The following is a 16418-nucleotide window of genomic DNA, read 5'->3' as shown; positions in this document are numbered from 1 at the left end:
GTTATGAGTTTTTTTAATAGCCAATTATTTAAAGATGTACAAACACAGCACATATTTAGCGACTGTAAAACGTTTGCTGATGCAACCGCGCGTGTTGATTGGCAAAGTGCCTGTATACAGTATGAGCAAATAGCACCCCTTGATAAAACTCAATTAAGAGACTTTGTTGATGCGCATTTTATAACAACGCCTTTATTAACAATGAAAGCAGCTGCAAATACCACCAGTGTAAAAGGCTACATAAACTCACTGTGGAGCGGCCTTCGACGTGAAGCCGATACACCCAAAGCTAATTCTTTACTCGCTTTAAAGCACAGCTATATTGTACCTGGTGGACGTTTTCAAGAAATTTATTATTGGGATAGTTATTTTACTGCGCTGGGTTTAATTGATGCAGATAAAAGTGATGTAGTAGAAGACATGCTGCAGAATTTTATAGATTTAATTAATGATTACGGCTGTATTCCCAATGGTAACCGCAGTTATTATTTATCGCGTTCACAACCGCCTATTTTAGCGCTGATGGTTGATCTTTTATGGCAGCACACTCACAGTAAAACACATAATTTAGCTTGGCTTAGATTGTGTGTTGAAGCTTTAAGAAAAGAGCACGCATTTTGGATGCAAGGAGCAGATACACTCGATGATGCGCAAACAAGTGTAAAACGCGTGGTAACAATGCCATGTGGTGGGGTATTAAATCGCTATTGGGATGATGAGGCGGCTCCTCGCGCAGAGTCATTAAGAGAAGACTTAGCGCTTGCATCAGGGTTTAGTGATGATAAAAAACCTGAGTTTTATCGTAATATTCGTGCCGCATGCGAGTCTGGCTGGGATTTTAGCTCGCGCTGGTTAGCCGAGTCAAACTTACTAAACTCAATTCAAACGACAGATATTGTACCTATAGATCTAAATTGCCTACTGTACAATTTAGAAAATCAGCTTAGTGAATATTTTAAATTGCTTGGCAATGAGCAACAATCACAAACGTACAGTAGCTATGCTGTAAAAAGAAAGTCGCTTATTAATCAATATCTTTGGAGTAATGAGAAGCGTTTTTTTGTTGATTATAATCATAAGTTATCTAAGCCGTCTGCTATTTTAAGTGCAGCGGCAAGTACCGCGCTTTTTGTTAATTTGGCCTCGCAACAGCAAGCTGAACTGGTTGCAAACGTATTGAGCGAGCAGTTTTTAAAAGCAGGCGGCATTGTAACCACTGTTGTTGATACCCCACAGCAATGGGACAGCCCGAATGGCTGGGCTCCATTACAATGGTTTGCGGTAAAAGGCTTGCGTAATTATGGTATAGAGCAATTAGCTACACGCATAATGAAAAACTGGCTAACAATGGTAGAACAAGATTTTATTGAAAATAAATGCTTGCTCGAAAAATATAACGTATGCACACCGCAAAAAAAAGCCAGCGGGGGGGAATATCAAGTACAACAAGGATTTGGTTGGACTAACGGTGTAACATTGCGCTTTTATATGCTCACTGAAAGTTAATTTGCCTTAACTGCTTTATAGGGATTCACCCTGATAATCTTATACCAAAAGAGCATTGTGTTTTGTAGTTGATTTAGGTAATGTAATGAAATTGTTTCAGGGATGGTAATTATGTTAAGTAAAAAATTTGCCTTTATTAAAACAACACCTAAATCGTCTTCTCACTCATTTTGCTATACAACGATTATAAGCACTTTAAAAGCGCTTTTTAATGAAATAAAAATGGATGACTCACTCCCTAAAGTCGAGTTACGTCAAACCTTTGAACTTTATCTCGTTGATGGTGCGGATAAGGATTGGCACTCATTAATCCCTGCCGAATTAATCTGTTTAGCTAAGCAAAATAAGGTGATTTTATTTAACGTTGAGCCAAATGCTGTGTGTGAGAAAAATTTATTATTAAATCACTTCAATGGTGTTTTTTATAGTTCAGATGCTGCAGAGGATATTTTTAAGGCGCTTGTAAGAATAACCGATGGCGAGCTATGGTTTACTCGTAAAGTGATTTCTGATGCATTCAAAGATATATTAAATGCAGCTTCATCTAACAATTTACTGCATGACGACATAGTGCTTAGTAAATCGGATTGCGAAAACTTAACCAAACGTGAAAAATCGGTGATTCAATTAATAGCGCAGGGTGCGAGTAACGATAAAATAGCGAACAAACTCAATATTAGTGATCACACAGTGAAAACTCATCTTTATAGTGCGTTTAAAAAGACTCAATCGCGTAATCGTATAGAGCTTGCAAATTGGGCACAGCGCTACATTTCGGTATTACTTCCATTAGATAATTAAATAAAAAGGCTATTTGCATAGCCTTTTATTTTTTAAGCTTGTTTTTTAGCCCAAAGTCCTCGATCTATGCCTTTAGTAATTAAATCAGTAAGCGCTTTTTCTATGGCTTGTGTCACACAAATACTCATAGGTTCGTTATCACTAAATCCAGCTTCGGCTTCGGCTAAACGTTTGTAACTAACATATCTAAAGAAGCCTGCTCGCATTTCTTGGCTCAATACTTTTTTGCTGGTGGCTACTGATAATAGTACTTGGCCAGTTCTTACATCGACTGCACGCAAATAAATTGAAATTGCATCTTCACGATATAGCTCTGAGGCACCAATCCCAAAGTATTCCATTCCTAATCCGCCAGTTTTTACATTGGTATCGTAGCTAATTATGCCACCTTCTAAAATAATTTTTGCGGTGGTTAATGGCGGAAGCTCGCTCTGATTAGGGTTAGTCGCTTGTGCCGCTCTAATAATTTTTCGCTCAGTCAAAATGTTTTGTAAACCCTCACGTTCAACCGGCGTAAACCAGTCAGACTCATGTAATGCTTGCACTAAAATAGAGTTTGCACCTTGAGTGACGGCCGTTGAAAACGAGCTAACATTAGTTTGTGGTTTATATTGACCGGTTTGATCGCGAAATGAATAAACCGAAACTGGAATGCTACCTGCAGGTTTAGGTAAGCTTTTTAAGTCAGAAAAAACATCTGTTGGCTCTAACGTTACCGCACTTTGTTTTGATGGGGGAATTAAATTACCCATAGTAGAGCAACCACTAAGAGAAAGAGCGATTGTTATTATAATTACTTTATACATTATCCAAACCTCGGTACTTCGATAACCACAACCGAGTCATCAATTATATTTGTTATTCTAACCGTGATAGTGTCGGTTGTACTGGTGATTACTTCTATTTGATAATCACCACTCATAAATATTGAATCTTGGTTAAAAACACTGTCTTCAATATTTTCGCCAAAAGCCATGTCGGTGATTTCTCTCACCATCCTATTTAAGTATGTTCGCTCTAATGAATCCTGAAATTGCTCTGCATACCCTTTTTCGATCACAGGCGCTTTATGCTTATTTTGTGCTTGTGCCTTACTAAGCAGCATATTGGCATTGAGAGGGTTGCCGCCAAAGCTCGGGTTAATAGGGGTGTAAATAATTTCAGTTGCGGAGACTGAAAAGCTTAAAGTCGTTATTATTGTTAATACTATTTTTTTCATTGTTACCATCCGTTCAATGCCATGTCAGGACTCGCTGTTTGCATATTCGATCGCGCCATTGCGTCCATTACAGAATGTACTGCTTGCTCTACCCGCTCGTCCAAAGGCTCTAGCTTTCGTCCCAAGTGGGTTGCATAAATTATCTTATTATTCATTATTAATACTAATTTGGTGCCAGCACGGGGTATAACCGTTTCTTTTATTTCTACATTGAAGCCTGCTGTTGAGGGGAATTCGCGCCAATAGTTTGAAAATTCACTATAAAATTGATACCCAAAGCGGCTAATACTTTTGTTTAGAAGTAATCCATCGATTTCTAAATCATCACTGGCATTACTACAAGGAATAAAAAGAGTTAAAAGTATAAAAAAATAGTTATATTTATTATTTTTCATAGTTAAATAAGGGAGAGGGTTACTCTCCCTTTCTCATCAATTACATTTGTGTAATTGTTGCAGTGTTACCATCACCGATTTGCGTGACAGAGAATGTACTGTTAAAGCCAATTACGTTACCTTCAACAGTATTGTAATTACCTGTTTGAGTAACAGAGAATGAAACGTTTTCACCACCTAGTAAAAGCGCTGAATCTCCCGTTCCACCTACCCAGTTTCCCTCACCTTGTTGTGCAATATCAATAGAGTGATTACTGCCCTCTACCATTAAGTCAATAACGTTGATATCACCATTTTGAGCGATATCAATTTGGTTTGCATTACTATCAAGAACACCCGCTAGTGTAACAATGGCTTCGTTTTGGTTACCGACTTGATTAACATCAATATCGTTATCGTTTGATGTAAGTGAGACATCAGGGTATGAAGACTGCACTAAAATTGCGTTTTCATCACCACCTGATTGGCTAAGGTCAACATCATTGCCATTACCATTAAAATTAGCTAAATGAACCGAGCTGGAATTACTAACTTGAGTTACTGTAAATTCATTATTTGATCCAATTACACCCATGTATACTTCATTAGTGTTACCAACTTGCATTGCTGTAAGCTCATTGTTATCGCCCATTAGCTCAGTTGTTGCAAGGTTCTCATCACCAACTTGATTAACTGTTACTTCGTTGAATGAACCGTCAAAAAGACCAGATTCAATAGCATTATCTGAACCTTCTTGGTCTAGTTTTATTTCATTATCATTGCCAGTAACGGCTGCAAAAGTAATCGTATTGTTATCACCGCTGCTTTGTTCAATAGCTATTTCGTTTGCATCACCAGCTATATCAGTGAATGTAACAATGTTGCGTGAGCCATCTTGGCTAACATCAATTTCATTTTCGTTGCCACGTAATGACTCTATTTTAAATTCATTCCACGTGTCTGTTTGTTCAATTTCAATGATGTTTTCATCACCAGATAAGCTAAGTATTTCAAACTCTTGCCACATACCTGACTGAGATGAAATAATTTCGTTGCCGTTACCTCTCATGTCCATGTTGTAAAACCAATGGCCGCCATCACCTTGTTCTACGTCAATATTATTGTCGCTACCGGTGATAATATTGATTGCTTCATTATTCTGGAATAATCCTTGGCCTAATTGAGAAACATAAACGCCGTTATGATCACCCGTAATACGAGTAATAAAACCATTAGCGATACCATCTTGCGCATAAGTCTGTTGGTTGTTATCACCCGTTGTTTCAACTTCGGCGTAATTACCATTTTGTAATTGAGCTATTTTAACATCGTTATTGTTACCGACTTCAGTAGCTAGTGCAGTATTGCCATCCCCATCTTGAGATACTAATGCTGTATTATCAGAAAATGATTGTTTAACTGTTACGGCATTTTCAATGCTACTTACAGATACTTTAGATGCAAGCTCAGAAGTTGAACCCGCTTTTGATTCTGTAGTTGCGTTTGCTGTAAAGCTTGCGCCCATTGCAATTGCAATAGCACAGCTTAAAAGTGATTTATTCAATTTCATTATTATTCTCCTTGAAATGCAAAATTAAACACCTTGGTTGTTTATTAAGTTTTAATAAGGTGTTTGTCGTTACAGCATGCCGTGCTGTTAAATGTGTGATTAACTTTTATTCTTAAACGTAAGGTGCGGTTTTAATCATGAATGTAGAATCTAGCTTTCAGTGCTTGAACAGTATGTTTACTGTTATCTACTTCATAACTGCTCAGTCACTGTATTCTTCAATGAACCTATTTTGAATCATCTTTTTTAATGGTATTTAAAGCTGTTTAGTTTCAATGGCTTGAAATTAAATTTTGGATTTATATTTATTTCTCACTAAAATCCAATAAAAAATAATGAGTTAATGGTATGTTAAAATTAATGAGTTTAGCTCATTAAAATGGATGTTTTTTATGTTTTTATCACTGTATTTCTAGTTAAAAGTAATGATTTTGTACCTTATTTTTTTTTTTTACTTGAGTTAGTCGCTGTTTAACCGTTTTCTTAGCACTTGCCACGTGATTGCTTAAATTCTTATACGTAAATTTTCCACTTAGTACAGCTAAGTTAACTTAATTACGGATAAAACGATGAAAACAAAATTATCTATTATTACACTTGCACTTTTACCTTGTTTAGCTGCGGCGAAATTGCCTGATGTAAACAGTACGACTCAAAAAGTTACTGCGAGTAGTGACTCAATTATTGTTAAATATAAAAAGAATGCTTCGCCGGAAATGCGTAAGCAAGCTCGTTCGTTAGTAAAAGCCAAAATATCTGATCTAAATAACGATGAAATTGATGATAACTTCACTTCGTTATTTTCAGGCCGCCTCGCTAAATTTAAAATATCAGGAATGAGCGCTAAAGAAGCAATTGAGCGCTTAAAATCACATCAAGCTATTGAGTATGTTGAGCCTGATTACCGAGTGAGCATAGCAAACGCAACTAATGATCCTCGCTTTGAAGATTTATGGGGCTTAAATAACGAAGGCCAAACTGGTGGTACGGTTGATGCAGATATTGATGCACCTGAGGCTTGGTCAATTTCAACTGGTAGCCGTGATATTGTTGTAGGTGTTATTGATACTGGTGTAGATTATAGCCATCCTGATTTAGCTGCGAATGCGTGGGTAAATAGCGGTGAGATTGCTGGAGATGGTATCGATAATGACGGCAACGGTTATATTGATGACGTACACGGTATTAACGCGATTACCGATGCTGGCGACCCAATGGATGACGAAGGCCACGGTACACATGTATCAGGTACAATTGGTGCCAGTGGTAACAATGGTGTTGGTATTGTTGGTGTAAACCATGATGTATCTATTGCAGGTTGTAAGTTTTTAGCTGCAGATGGTACAGGTTCTACATCTGGCGCTATTAAATGTATTGACTACATGGTAGGCCTTAAAAACTCAGGTGTTAACCTTCGTGTATTAAACAATAGCTGGGGCGGTGGTGGTTATAGCCAAGCACTTGCTGATGCGATTACTGCCAGTGAAGAAGCTGATATTTTATTTGTAGCTGCTGCTGGTAATGATGCGGTAGACAACGATGTAAATCCTCATTACCCATCTAATTATGAAAATGACAATGTATTATCTATTGCAAGTACTGATAGTCGCGACAATATGTCTGGCTTTTCACAATGGGGTTTAACCAGTGTTGATATGGGCGCGCCAGGTAGTGCTATTTTATCAACCATTCCAGGTGGCGGTTATGCAAGCTATTCTGGCACATCAATGGCAACACCACATGTAGCTGGTGCTGCTGCACTTGTATTGTCAGTAAATCCAGATCTAACATCACTAGAGCTTAAAGAGTTACTTATGTCTAGTGGTGATGCTAATGCGGCATTAAATGGTAAAACGGTTGCAGGTACACGTCTAAATGTTAACCAAGCAGTCATTGATGCTGATCCAACTCCTGGGTTTAAATTATCAGTATCACCTGTTTCTCAACAAGCAACAGTTGGTGATACGGTTACCTATACCTTTACAATTGGTTCAGTTGCACAATGGGATGGTGACGTTTCACTTGCTTTGGCTGCTGATCTTACTGACGCATCGCTAAGCGCAACTACAGCTCGTCCAGGTGATGAGGTTGTATTAACGGTAGCAACTAATAGCGATACTCAGTGGGGTAATTATGACTTTACTGTAACTGCTTCAACAGACGAGCAAGTTAAAGATCAAACAGTAAGCTTAATGCTGCAACCTGCTGGTTTGAACGACTTTACTTACAGTAGTAATGAACGCGTTGAGATTCCGGATAACTCACCTGAAGGTGCAAGCTCTGTTATTACTGTGGCCGATGATTTAACTATCTTTGGTACCACGGCTGATGTAGACATTACGCATACTTGGTCTGGTGACTTAGTGCTTACACTTATTTCAGCACAAGGTACAGAGGTTACTTTACAAAGCAATGAAGGTGGCAGTGACGACGACATTGTGAAGTCATTTACATCAACGGTATTTAATTCTGAGGTAGCGACTGGAGATTGGACACTTAATGTTGAAGATACAGCAGGCGCAGATACGGGTAATATCAATGGTTGGTCACTTACATTTAGTGCTATTGGTGAAGTAAGTCCACAACCACCAGAAGCCGGCTTTAATGTTTCAGCACAAGGTTTAACTGCTACATTTACAGATACAAGCCGTGATGTTAATGATGACATTTCACAGTGGAGCTGGAACTTTGGTGACGGTGCAACTTCAACTGATGCAAACCCTGTTCATGCCTACGCTGAATCAGGTAGTTATGAAGTTGAACTAACTGTAACAGATAGTGAAAACAACTCAGATACATTCACACAAACAGTTGTTGTAAGTGATGTTGAAATTGAGTTGACTCTAAAACGCGCTAATAAGTCACGTCTTGATACTATGCGTGTAGAGCTAAACTGGGAAGAAGTGGGTGCTGAGTCACTTAGCTTATACCGAAATGGCGAACTAGTAGATACCGTATCAGATAATGGCCGTTACCGTGACTACGTTCGTAACGCAAGATTATCAACGTATAACTATAAGTTATGTGTTTCTGAGAACGTATGTTCGAATATTGTTACGGTTTCATTTAATTAAGCAAAATATACATTCCTAATGTAAACCAAGCCCAGTTTCACTGGGCTTTTTAATGCCCAATTAATAAATGTTATTAATTGAACTTGGTATTTTAATAGTTTTTATAGTAGTTATAAATCACTAGCCTCATATTATTAATTAATCAATTTGTATCTATTTTGTTTATTAATTACACTTTATTTACTTGATATTTACTTTGTTCATGCTAGTTTCATAAATGGAAACTGACAATAGCATTTCTTAACACACTAAGCGGAGGAGCTAATGAGCTCACGGAAAATAATAAATAATGCCCTTAAATTAAGTGTCTTATCACTAAGTGCATTTAGTTTAAATGTATATGCATCAATAGACTGCAGTACATTGACGACATGGGAGTTAGGGCAAACTCATACAGCAGGAAGCCAAGTAAAGGCACAAAATAATGCGTATGAAGCCAAGTGGTGGACACAAGCAAACCCTTTGGAGAATACCGGTCAATATCAAGAATGGTTACTTTTAGGTGCGTGTGACAGCGCTGTCAATGATAATCAGTCGCCTATAATTACTGAGATCACACCTGGGAATGGTTCTTTATTTAACGATAAAGACAACGTTGTCATTTTGGCGCAAGCAACTGATTCAGATGGCTCGGTTGCAGGTGTAGAGTTTTTTGTCGACGGCATTTCCATAGCGGTTGATAACACTGCGCCGTTCAGTGTTAACTGGCAAGCTATCACGGGCGAACATCAAATTAGCGCGGTAGCAACAGACGATGAAGGAGCGAACTCTGCAGAAGTTGTTAATACGCTGAACGTTAGTGATTCAGTAGTTGTTGACCCTGTTAATCAAGTACCTGTTGCCGCTATTTCATTTAGCACGCTTCCGGATCAACTGGTTGTTGGTTCGCAGGTGGTGTTTGCACTTTCTGGAACTGATAGTGATGGCCAAGTAACGGCTCTGAGCTTTGCAGCAAACGGGGTGGATGTTCATCAATCAAGCTCACCAGCGAGCAGTTTTGCATGGCAAGCAACGGCACTTGGTCAGGCAACTTTCACCCTAACGGTGACCGATAACGACGGTGCAACAGCGCAAGTAACAAAAGTATTAACGGTTGTTGATGAAAATACAGGCCCAGTTACGGGCACTGACTGTCGTCCCCAAGGTTTATATCAAACTCCCGGTGTAAACACGCCTTACTGTACGATTTATGACGCAAATGGTCGCGAGATCATGGGCCCAGATCATCCACGCCGTGTAATTGGATACTTTACTAGCTGGCGTAATGGCGCTAATGGTCAACCCAGCTATTTAGTAAACGATATTCCTTGGGATAAAATTACCCATATCAACTATGCCTTTGCCCATGTTGATGCCAACAATAAAGTATCAATTGGCGACCCAGCATCAGTAAATAACCCAGCAACAAACATGCAGTGGCCAGGTGTTGTTGGTGCCGAAATGGACCCTGAGTTTAACTACAAAGGCCATTTTAATCTGTTAAACAAATACAAAAAACAACATCCAGATGTAAAAACATTAATATCAGTAGGCGGTTGGGCTGAAACCGGCGGTTACTTTGATGAAACAGGCCGTGTTGAAAGCGGTGGTTTTTATACTATGACCACTAATGCCGATGGTTCAATCAATCATGCTGGCATTAATGCATTCGCACAAAGTGCTGTTGAATTTATTGAAAAGTATGGTTTTGATGGTGTTGATATTGACTATGAATACCCATCATCAATGAATGATTCAGGTCATCCAGATGACTTTCCTATTTCTAACGCACGTCGTGCAGGGTTGAATGCTTCATATCAAGTGCTAATGAAAAAGGTACGAGAAGAGCTAGACCGTGCAGGTGAAGCCGCTGGTAAGCATTATTTACTCACTATTGCATCGCCTTCGTCGGGCTATTTACTTCGTGGAATGGAAACCTTCCAAGCGGTTCAATACCTCGATTATGTAAATATCATGTCTTATGACTTACATGGCGCATGGAACTCGCACGTAGGTCACAACGCTGCGTTGTTTGACACGGGTCTTGATTCAGAGCTTACGCAGTGGAATGTATATGGTACCAAAGAGTTTGAAGGCATTGGGTATTTAAATACTGATTGGGCCGTACGTTACTTCCGCGGAGCGATGTCAGCAGGTCGTATTAATATTGGTTTGCCTTATTACACCCGTGGCTTTAAAAATGTATCAGGTGGAACAAACGGTTTATGGGGCCAAGCGGCACTACCAAACCAAGCTGATTGCGCTAAAGGTACTGGCGTAGGTGAGAAAAACAAATGCGGTAATGGTGCACTAGGTATCGATAACCTTTGGCATGATAAGAACGATGCAGGCCAAGAAATGCCAGCAGGTTCAAACCCTTTATGGCATGTTAAAAACCTTGAAAACGGCATTGTTGGCTCGTATTTAGGCGTGTATGGCTTAACACCTGATACCGACGCCGATGACCGCTTAACAGGTACTTACACTCGTCACTATGACAGCGTTGCTGTAGCCCCTTGGTTATGGAACGCAGATAAAAAAGTATTCCTTTCAATGGAAGATGAAGAGTCAATGGCAACAAAAGTTGATTACGTTATCAACAATGGCCTTGGCGGTATTATGTTCTGGGAGCTGGCGGGTGACTTTGACTACGATACAGCGAAAGGCGAGTACTTCATGGGGTCAACGCTTACTTCACTTGCATACGATAAGTTTAATCAAAGCGGTGTTGCATATGATGTACATGGCGGAAATCCAAACTTTACAGTGCCTGCTGAAGCAGTAGATGTAACATTTACAGCAAAAGACTTCCCAATTGGTGATGATAATTACCCAATCAGCCCAACGTTTGCATTTACTAATAACTCAAGTCTTGATTTTAGTGGTGCAAAAATCTCATTTGATGTGCCGGTATCAACTTCAGCTATTTTTAAATCTAACTGGAATGCACAAGAAAAACTGGGCATGGCAGTAGAAGTAAATGGCTCGAACGCAGCGGGTAATAATATTGGCGGTTTTGAGAACGAGTTCCACCGTTTCTCAATCACACTGAACAATGAATGGGGCGGTCAACCAAAAGACTTTAGCGCTGGTGCAACTGTGAATGCACAAGTGATGTACTACATGCCAATCACTGGGCCTAGCAACTTTACCATTGAAAAAGATGGAAAAACTTATGCATTCAAAGCTGAATACCCAATGCTACCAGATGCAACACCGGGTGATGGCACGGGCAATCCAGATAACGGTGGCGGTGACCCTGTAGGTACGTGTGAAGGAGTTGATATAGCCACGATTCCTGTTTATCCAAACTTCCCTCAAACAGACTGGGCGGGCAACCCAAGTCATGCTGCTGGCGGCGATCTAATGGTGCATAACAACGCAGTTTATAAAGCCAAGTGGTGGACAACCTCTGAGCCGGGTGCAACAGCAGATTGGACCTTAAGTTGTAGCCTGTAATTTACAAAACAATGAGGGGTAGGCCTGAGCTTGCCCCATGTATTGAGTCTAATAAAGGATAAAATAATGGCATCAATTAAATTTAACACGATTACGCTATCTGCAATTACTAGTGGTTTACTACTCAGTGCACTAGCACCGCAAGTGCAAGCACATGGTTATATGGATAGCCCTAAAGCGCGCCAAGCAATTTGTCAAGTTGATGGCGGATACTGGTGGCCTGAAGACGGCACAAATATTCCTAACCTTGCGTGTCGAGCCGCATATTTAGAATCGGGCACGGTGCAGTTTGTACAAGCGATTGAATTTTCGGTTAATACTCCTGACTATTTAAATCAAACCGCAGTTGAGGCCAGTGTACCAAACGGCACTTTATGTGCTGGTGGCGATACAGCCAAACGGGGTATGGATTTACCATCACCACATTGGCAGCGCAGTGATGTAGTACCCAATGCCAATGGTGATATTCAAATACGTTATCTTGCATCAACCCCGCACAACCCAAGCTTTTGGCAGTTTTACATTACCAAGCCAAGCTTCAATAGCGCAACTGACGTACTAACTTGGCAAGACTTACAGCTAGTGCAAGAGCACGACAACATTGAGGTCGTTAAAGACCCCGATGGTAAACGCTACTATGAAATGAATGTTGCAATTCCGCAAGACCGCAGCGGCGAGGCCATTTTATATAGCCGTTGGCAACGTAATGATGTGGTTGGTGAAGGCTTTTATAACTGTAGCGACATCAACATAGTAAATGACGCAGGCCCAACTGATCCAAATTCGTTGACTAGCGTCGGTTACTTTGTTCGCCAAGGGCAAAATGCTATTGCAGGCGACATCGTATGGGCGCGATTATTTGACGAAACAGGCCAAGAGGTGATCAACCAACAGCTTAAAATCAATGCCGACAATCAAGCAAATTGGCAACAAGCATTGGCTGAGCAGCTTAACCTCGATTACGCGCATTTAGTGCAAATTGGTGTGCAAAACCAAGCGGGCGACATTACGTTTGATGCAACCGACGTACTCATAAATCAAGTGTATAGCAGCGATGCAAATTATACCTATGCCTTGAGTGTGCAAGGTGCGCCAACAAACACCGCACCCATTGTACACACCCCAGATAACCTAGTAGTTGATGAAAACACCACAACAGCAATTCATCTGCATGCCTTTGATGATGAGCAAAGTGAGCTAACTTACAGCTGGACAGTACCTACACCGCTAAGCTTTACAGGCTCTGGTGCCAACATCAACTTAACCACTGCAGAGGTATCAGCAAACACCGATTACACCATTGCAGTATCTGTATCGGATGGTCAATTAAGTACCCAAACCAGTTTTAGTGTCACGGTTAACGATGTACCTGTGGTCGATCCGGTTGACCCAGCAGTACCTGAATGGGAAAGCACTCAGACCTATCAAGCCAGCGATAAAGCCCGTTTTGCTAACGTTATTTACACCGCTAAATGGTGGAACAAAGGCCAACAACCAGATACCTCAGCGGCATGGGAATCAGCCTCGAAAGCTGACACAGCAGCCACTTGGAATACTAGCAAAGCCTACCAAGCCGGCGCAGAAGTAACGTATCAAGGACAGCGCTATCGCGCTAAATGGTGGACTCAGGGCGATACGCCAGGGCAAGCCAATGTATGGACCAAACTTTAATAAAGCCTAAGTTTTGCAGTTCAAACTTATTAAATAATTACATAAATAATGGATAAGAGAGACCTATGAATATCAAACAACTAAGCGCAGCCATCGGTGTTGCTTTATTTGCAAGCACAGCATCTGCTGCACCGTCTACACCAAGCATTAATTGGGAACCACAGCAATATTCGTTTGTTGAGGTAGATCTTGAGGGAAACGGCTCTTATAAGCAGCTAGTTACCCGTGTTGAACAAGTTAATATCAACATTCAGTGGAGTGCATGGAGTGGTGATGGTGGCGATAGCTACAAAGTATATTTTGATGACATGCTAGTTAATGAGGGCACGCTTGCTGCTGGTTCTAAAAGTGGCACTATTTCATTCCCTTATGATAAAGCAGGCCGCCATACAATGTATGTTGAGCTATGTGAAGGTGGCACGACCTGTGCGCGTAGTGCAGGCAAACCTATTGTAATTGCTGATACTGACGGTGGCCACTTAGCGCCATTGCCGATGGATGTAGATCCAAATAACCGTGACATTGGTATCAAACAAGGTTTAGTTACAGGCGCTTACTTTGTTGAGTGGGGAATTTATGGCCGTGATTATGATGTAACGAATATGCCAGCACAAAATCTGAGTCATATTTTGTATGGCTTTATTCCAATTTGTGGTGAAAACGCATCGTTATCGGGTGGTCCTAAACGTGCACTTGAAACCGCTTGTGCCGGCTCTGCAGATTACGAAGTGGTTATTCACGACCCATGGGCAGCAGTACAAAAAGCACTGCCAGGGGTTGATGCAAAAGACCCTATCCGTGGTACTTACTCTCAGCTAATGGCGCTTAAACAGCGTTACCCAGATATTAAAATTTTACCATCTGTAGGTGGTTGGACGTTATCAGACCCATTCGGTGGCTTTACCAATAAAGCTAACCGCGACACCTTTGTTGCCTCAATGGAAGAGTTTTTAAGAACATGGAAATTCTATGACGGTGTCGATATTGATTGGGAATTCCCAGGTGGTGACGGTCCCAATCCTGACATTGGCGATCCAATCAACGATGGCCCAGCCTATGTTGCATTAATGCAAGAACTACGCGCTATGCTTGATAAGCTTGAAGCAGAAACGGGTCGTACATACGAGTTAACCTCAGCTATAGGTGCAGGTTACGATAAAATTGAAGATGTAGATTACCAAGCGGCTAGTCAGTATATGGATTACATTTTTGCCATGACCTATGACTTTTATGGCGCATGGAGTAATGTAACCGGTCACCAAACTGCACTTTACTGTGGTGAACACATGAGTGTTGGCCAATGTAACGGTACCGGGCTTGATGAAAATGGCGAACCTCGTAAAGGCCCTGCTTATACCACCGATAATGCAGTGCAGCTGTTACTTGCGCAAAATGTACCATCGAAAAAAATCGTCGTGGGCACAGCTATGTATGGTCGTGGTTGGGAAGGTGTTTACCCGCAAAATGCAGCGATTGATGGTAACCCAATGACCGCCCCTGGTAATGGCCCATTAAAAGGCTCTACGGCACAAGGCGTATGGGAAGATGGGGTTATTGATTACAAGGGCGTTAAAGCCAATATGATTGGTGCTGCGGGCACAGGTATTAATGGTTTTGAAGTGGGTTATGATGAGCAAGCACAGGCCGCTTATGTATGGAATCGTTCAACCGGTAAACTAATTACTTATGATAGCCGTAAGTCAGTACTGGCTAAAGGAGCGTATGTTAATCAGTATAATTTAGGTGGTTTATTTGCTTGGGAAATAGATGCGGATAATGGTGATATTCTTAATGCTATGCATGATGGTTTAGGAGGAGTAGTTGCTCCGCCAACAAATAAAAAGCCAGTTGTTTCAGTATCTGCATCTGTATCTGTTAATTCAGGCGAGAGTATTACAGTAACAGCTTCTGCAACTGATGCAGATAACGATCCACTTAGCTTTAGCTGGAATGTTGATAGCGCACTGGTGGTATCTGGACAAAATAGTGCATCATTAGTCATTACAGCGCCAACAGTGACTGCAGATACGCAGTATGTGGCAACCGTTGCGGTATCAGATGGTAAAGCAACCGTTAATCGTGATGTTGTTGTTAATGTTATTGCGCCAACATCAGGGGGTGAAAACACAGCACCGAGTGTTGATGCTATCGCTAATATCAGCGTTGAAGAGGGCGCATCAGCAAGTGTAGCTGTAGTGGCTGATGATGCTCAAAACGACACCCTTACGTATTCGTGGACAGTACCTGCTGGTTTAACGTTAGTGGGTAGCGGTTCAAATATAAGTCTTGAGGCAGGCGCTGTAGATACCGATACAGATTTCACCGTGTCTGTTGCAGTTAGTGATGGTGCATTAACCACAACGCAAAGCTTTAGCGTAACAGTTACAAACGTTGATACTACAAATCCACCTACAGGAAGCTGGGATGCGAGTGTTGCATACGTTGGTGGTGATGTCGTTACTTATAACGGCGTTGAATATAAAGCAAAGTGGTGGACTCAAGGCGAGCGTCCTGATTTAGGTGGTGCATGGGAAGCAACAACACAACCTACAGATGGTACGGGTGTCGCAGTTTGGCAGCCAACGGCTATCTATAACAGTGGTGATGAAGTTTCTTATCAAGGTAATAAGTACCAAGCTAAATGGTGGACTCAAGGGAACGAACCTGGTTCAACCGATGTATGGTTAGCACTTTAATTTTAACCTGAGAATTTGGGTTTTAAAAAACCATATAAATTAAAAAAGCAGCTTTCGAGCTGCTTTTTT

At 40.9% G+C, this 16418-nt stretch carries 10 protein-coding genes; 6 read left to right on the top strand and 4 right to left on the bottom strand.

What is annotated here, in order from left to right:
- Positions 1–3: 3 nt before the first annotated feature.
- Positions 4–1506: an alpha,alpha-trehalase TreF gene (treF, locus tag FLM47_RS15915; protein WP_178956931.1), complete on the top strand. Its 1503-nt coding sequence runs from the start codon at positions 4–6 to the stop codon at positions 1504–1506.
- 111 nt (positions 1507–1617) lie between these two features.
- Positions 1618–2307 (top strand): LuxR C-terminal-related transcriptional regulator, encoded by a 690-nt coding sequence (locus tag FLM47_RS15910; protein WP_178956930.1) that lies wholly within the window; start codon positions 1618–1620, stop codon positions 2305–2307.
- 32 nt (positions 2308–2339) lie between these two features.
- Here the strand turns inward: FLM47_RS15910 and FLM47_RS15905 are convergent, their stop codons facing one another.
- From FLM47_RS15905 to FLM47_RS15890, 4 genes are read right to left on the bottom strand one after another with little or no spacing between them, the layout of a single operon-like run.
- Positions 2340–3113, bottom strand: a complete 774-nt coding sequence (locus tag FLM47_RS15905; protein WP_138764900.1) for a CsgG/HfaB family protein — start codon at positions 3111–3113, stop codon at positions 2340–2342.
- A complete protein-coding gene (locus tag FLM47_RS15900; RefSeq protein WP_138605903.1) occupies positions 3113–3535 on the bottom strand; it encodes a curli assembly protein CsgF in 423 nt (140 codons plus the stop codon). Before FLM47_RS15900 ends, FLM47_RS15905 begins: the two co-directional genes overlap by 1 nt.
- Positions 3529–3921: a curli production assembly/transport protein CsgE gene (locus FLM47_RS15895; RefSeq protein WP_178956929.1), complete on the bottom strand. Its 393-nt coding sequence runs from the start codon at positions 3919–3921 to the stop codon at positions 3529–3531. The genes FLM47_RS15900 and FLM47_RS15895 overlap by 7 nt, the downstream gene beginning before the upstream one ends.
- Before the next feature lie 40 nt (positions 3922–3961).
- The gene (locus FLM47_RS15890; protein WP_178956928.1) at positions 3962–5470 is read right to left on the bottom strand and encodes a curlin; all 1509 of its coding nucleotides are present in this window, start codon (positions 5468–5470) and stop codon (positions 3962–3964) included.
- 569 nt (positions 5471–6039) lie between these two features.
- Here FLM47_RS15890 and FLM47_RS15885 point away from each other — a divergent pair.
- The 4 genes from FLM47_RS15885 to FLM47_RS15870 all read left to right on the top strand — a co-directional run bounded on the left by FLM47_RS15885 (position 6040) and on the right by FLM47_RS15870 (position 16349).
- On the top strand, positions 6040–8544 hold the full coding sequence (locus FLM47_RS15885) for a S8 family serine peptidase (RefSeq protein WP_178956927.1): 2505 nt from the start codon (positions 6040–6042) through the stop codon (positions 8542–8544).
- A gap of 264 nt (positions 8545–8808) precedes the next feature.
- Positions 8809–11982: a glycosyl hydrolase family 18 protein gene (locus tag FLM47_RS15880; protein WP_178956926.1), complete on the top strand. Its 3174-nt coding sequence runs from the start codon at positions 8809–8811 to the stop codon at positions 11980–11982.
- Positions 11983–12048: 66 nt separating this feature from the next.
- A complete protein-coding gene (locus FLM47_RS15875; protein ID WP_178956925.1) occupies positions 12049–13653 on the top strand; it encodes a lytic polysaccharide monooxygenase in 1605 nt (534 codons plus the stop codon).
- A 65-nt stretch (positions 13654–13718) separates the two neighbouring features.
- On the top strand, positions 13719–16349 hold the full coding sequence (locus FLM47_RS15870; RefSeq protein ID WP_178956924.1) for a glycosyl hydrolase family 18 protein: 2631 nt from the start codon (positions 13719–13721) through the stop codon (positions 16347–16349).
- Positions 16350–16418 lie beyond the last annotated feature (69 nt).

This window comes from Pseudoalteromonas sp. Scap06 (genome assembly GCF_013394165.1).
In the GTDB taxonomy this organism is placed as follows: domain Bacteria; phylum Pseudomonadota; class Gammaproteobacteria; order Enterobacterales; family Alteromonadaceae; genus Pseudoalteromonas.
This window is presented reverse-complemented; position numbering and strand designations above follow the sequence as displayed.

What these genes read in the sequence shown, in the direction of transcription:
- treF (WP_178956931.1), top strand. Translation starts at nt 4, where the DNA reads ATGAGTTTTTTTAATAGCCAATTATTTAAAGATGTACAAACACAGCAC.
- FLM47_RS15910 (WP_178956930.1), top strand. Translation starts at nt 1,618, where the DNA reads ATGTTAAGTAAAAAATTTGCCTTTATTAAAACAACACCTAAATCGTCT.
- FLM47_RS15905 (WP_138764900.1), bottom strand. Translation starts at nt 3,113, where the DNA reads ATGTATAAAGTAATTATAATAACAATCGCTCTTTCTCTTAGTGGTTGC.
- FLM47_RS15900 (WP_138605903.1), bottom strand. Translation starts at nt 3,535, where the DNA reads ATGGTAACAATGAAAAAAATAGTATTAACAATAATAACGACTTTAAGC.
- FLM47_RS15895 (WP_178956929.1), bottom strand. Translation starts at nt 3,921, where the DNA reads ATGAAAAATAATAAATATAACTATTTTTTTATACTTTTAACTCTTTTT.
- FLM47_RS15890 (WP_178956928.1), bottom strand. Translation starts at nt 5,470, where the DNA reads ATGAAATTGAATAAATCACTTTTAAGCTGTGCTATTGCAATTGCAATG.
- FLM47_RS15885 (WP_178956927.1), top strand. Translation starts at nt 6,040, where the DNA reads ATGAAAACAAAATTATCTATTATTACACTTGCACTTTTACCTTGTTTA.
- FLM47_RS15880 (WP_178956926.1), top strand. Translation starts at nt 8,809, where the DNA reads ATGAGCTCACGGAAAATAATAAATAATGCCCTTAAATTAAGTGTCTTA.
- FLM47_RS15875 (WP_178956925.1), top strand. Translation starts at nt 12,049, where the DNA reads ATGGCATCAATTAAATTTAACACGATTACGCTATCTGCAATTACTAGT.
- FLM47_RS15870 (WP_178956924.1), top strand. Translation starts at nt 13,719, where the DNA reads ATGAATATCAAACAACTAAGCGCAGCCATCGGTGTTGCTTTATTTGCA.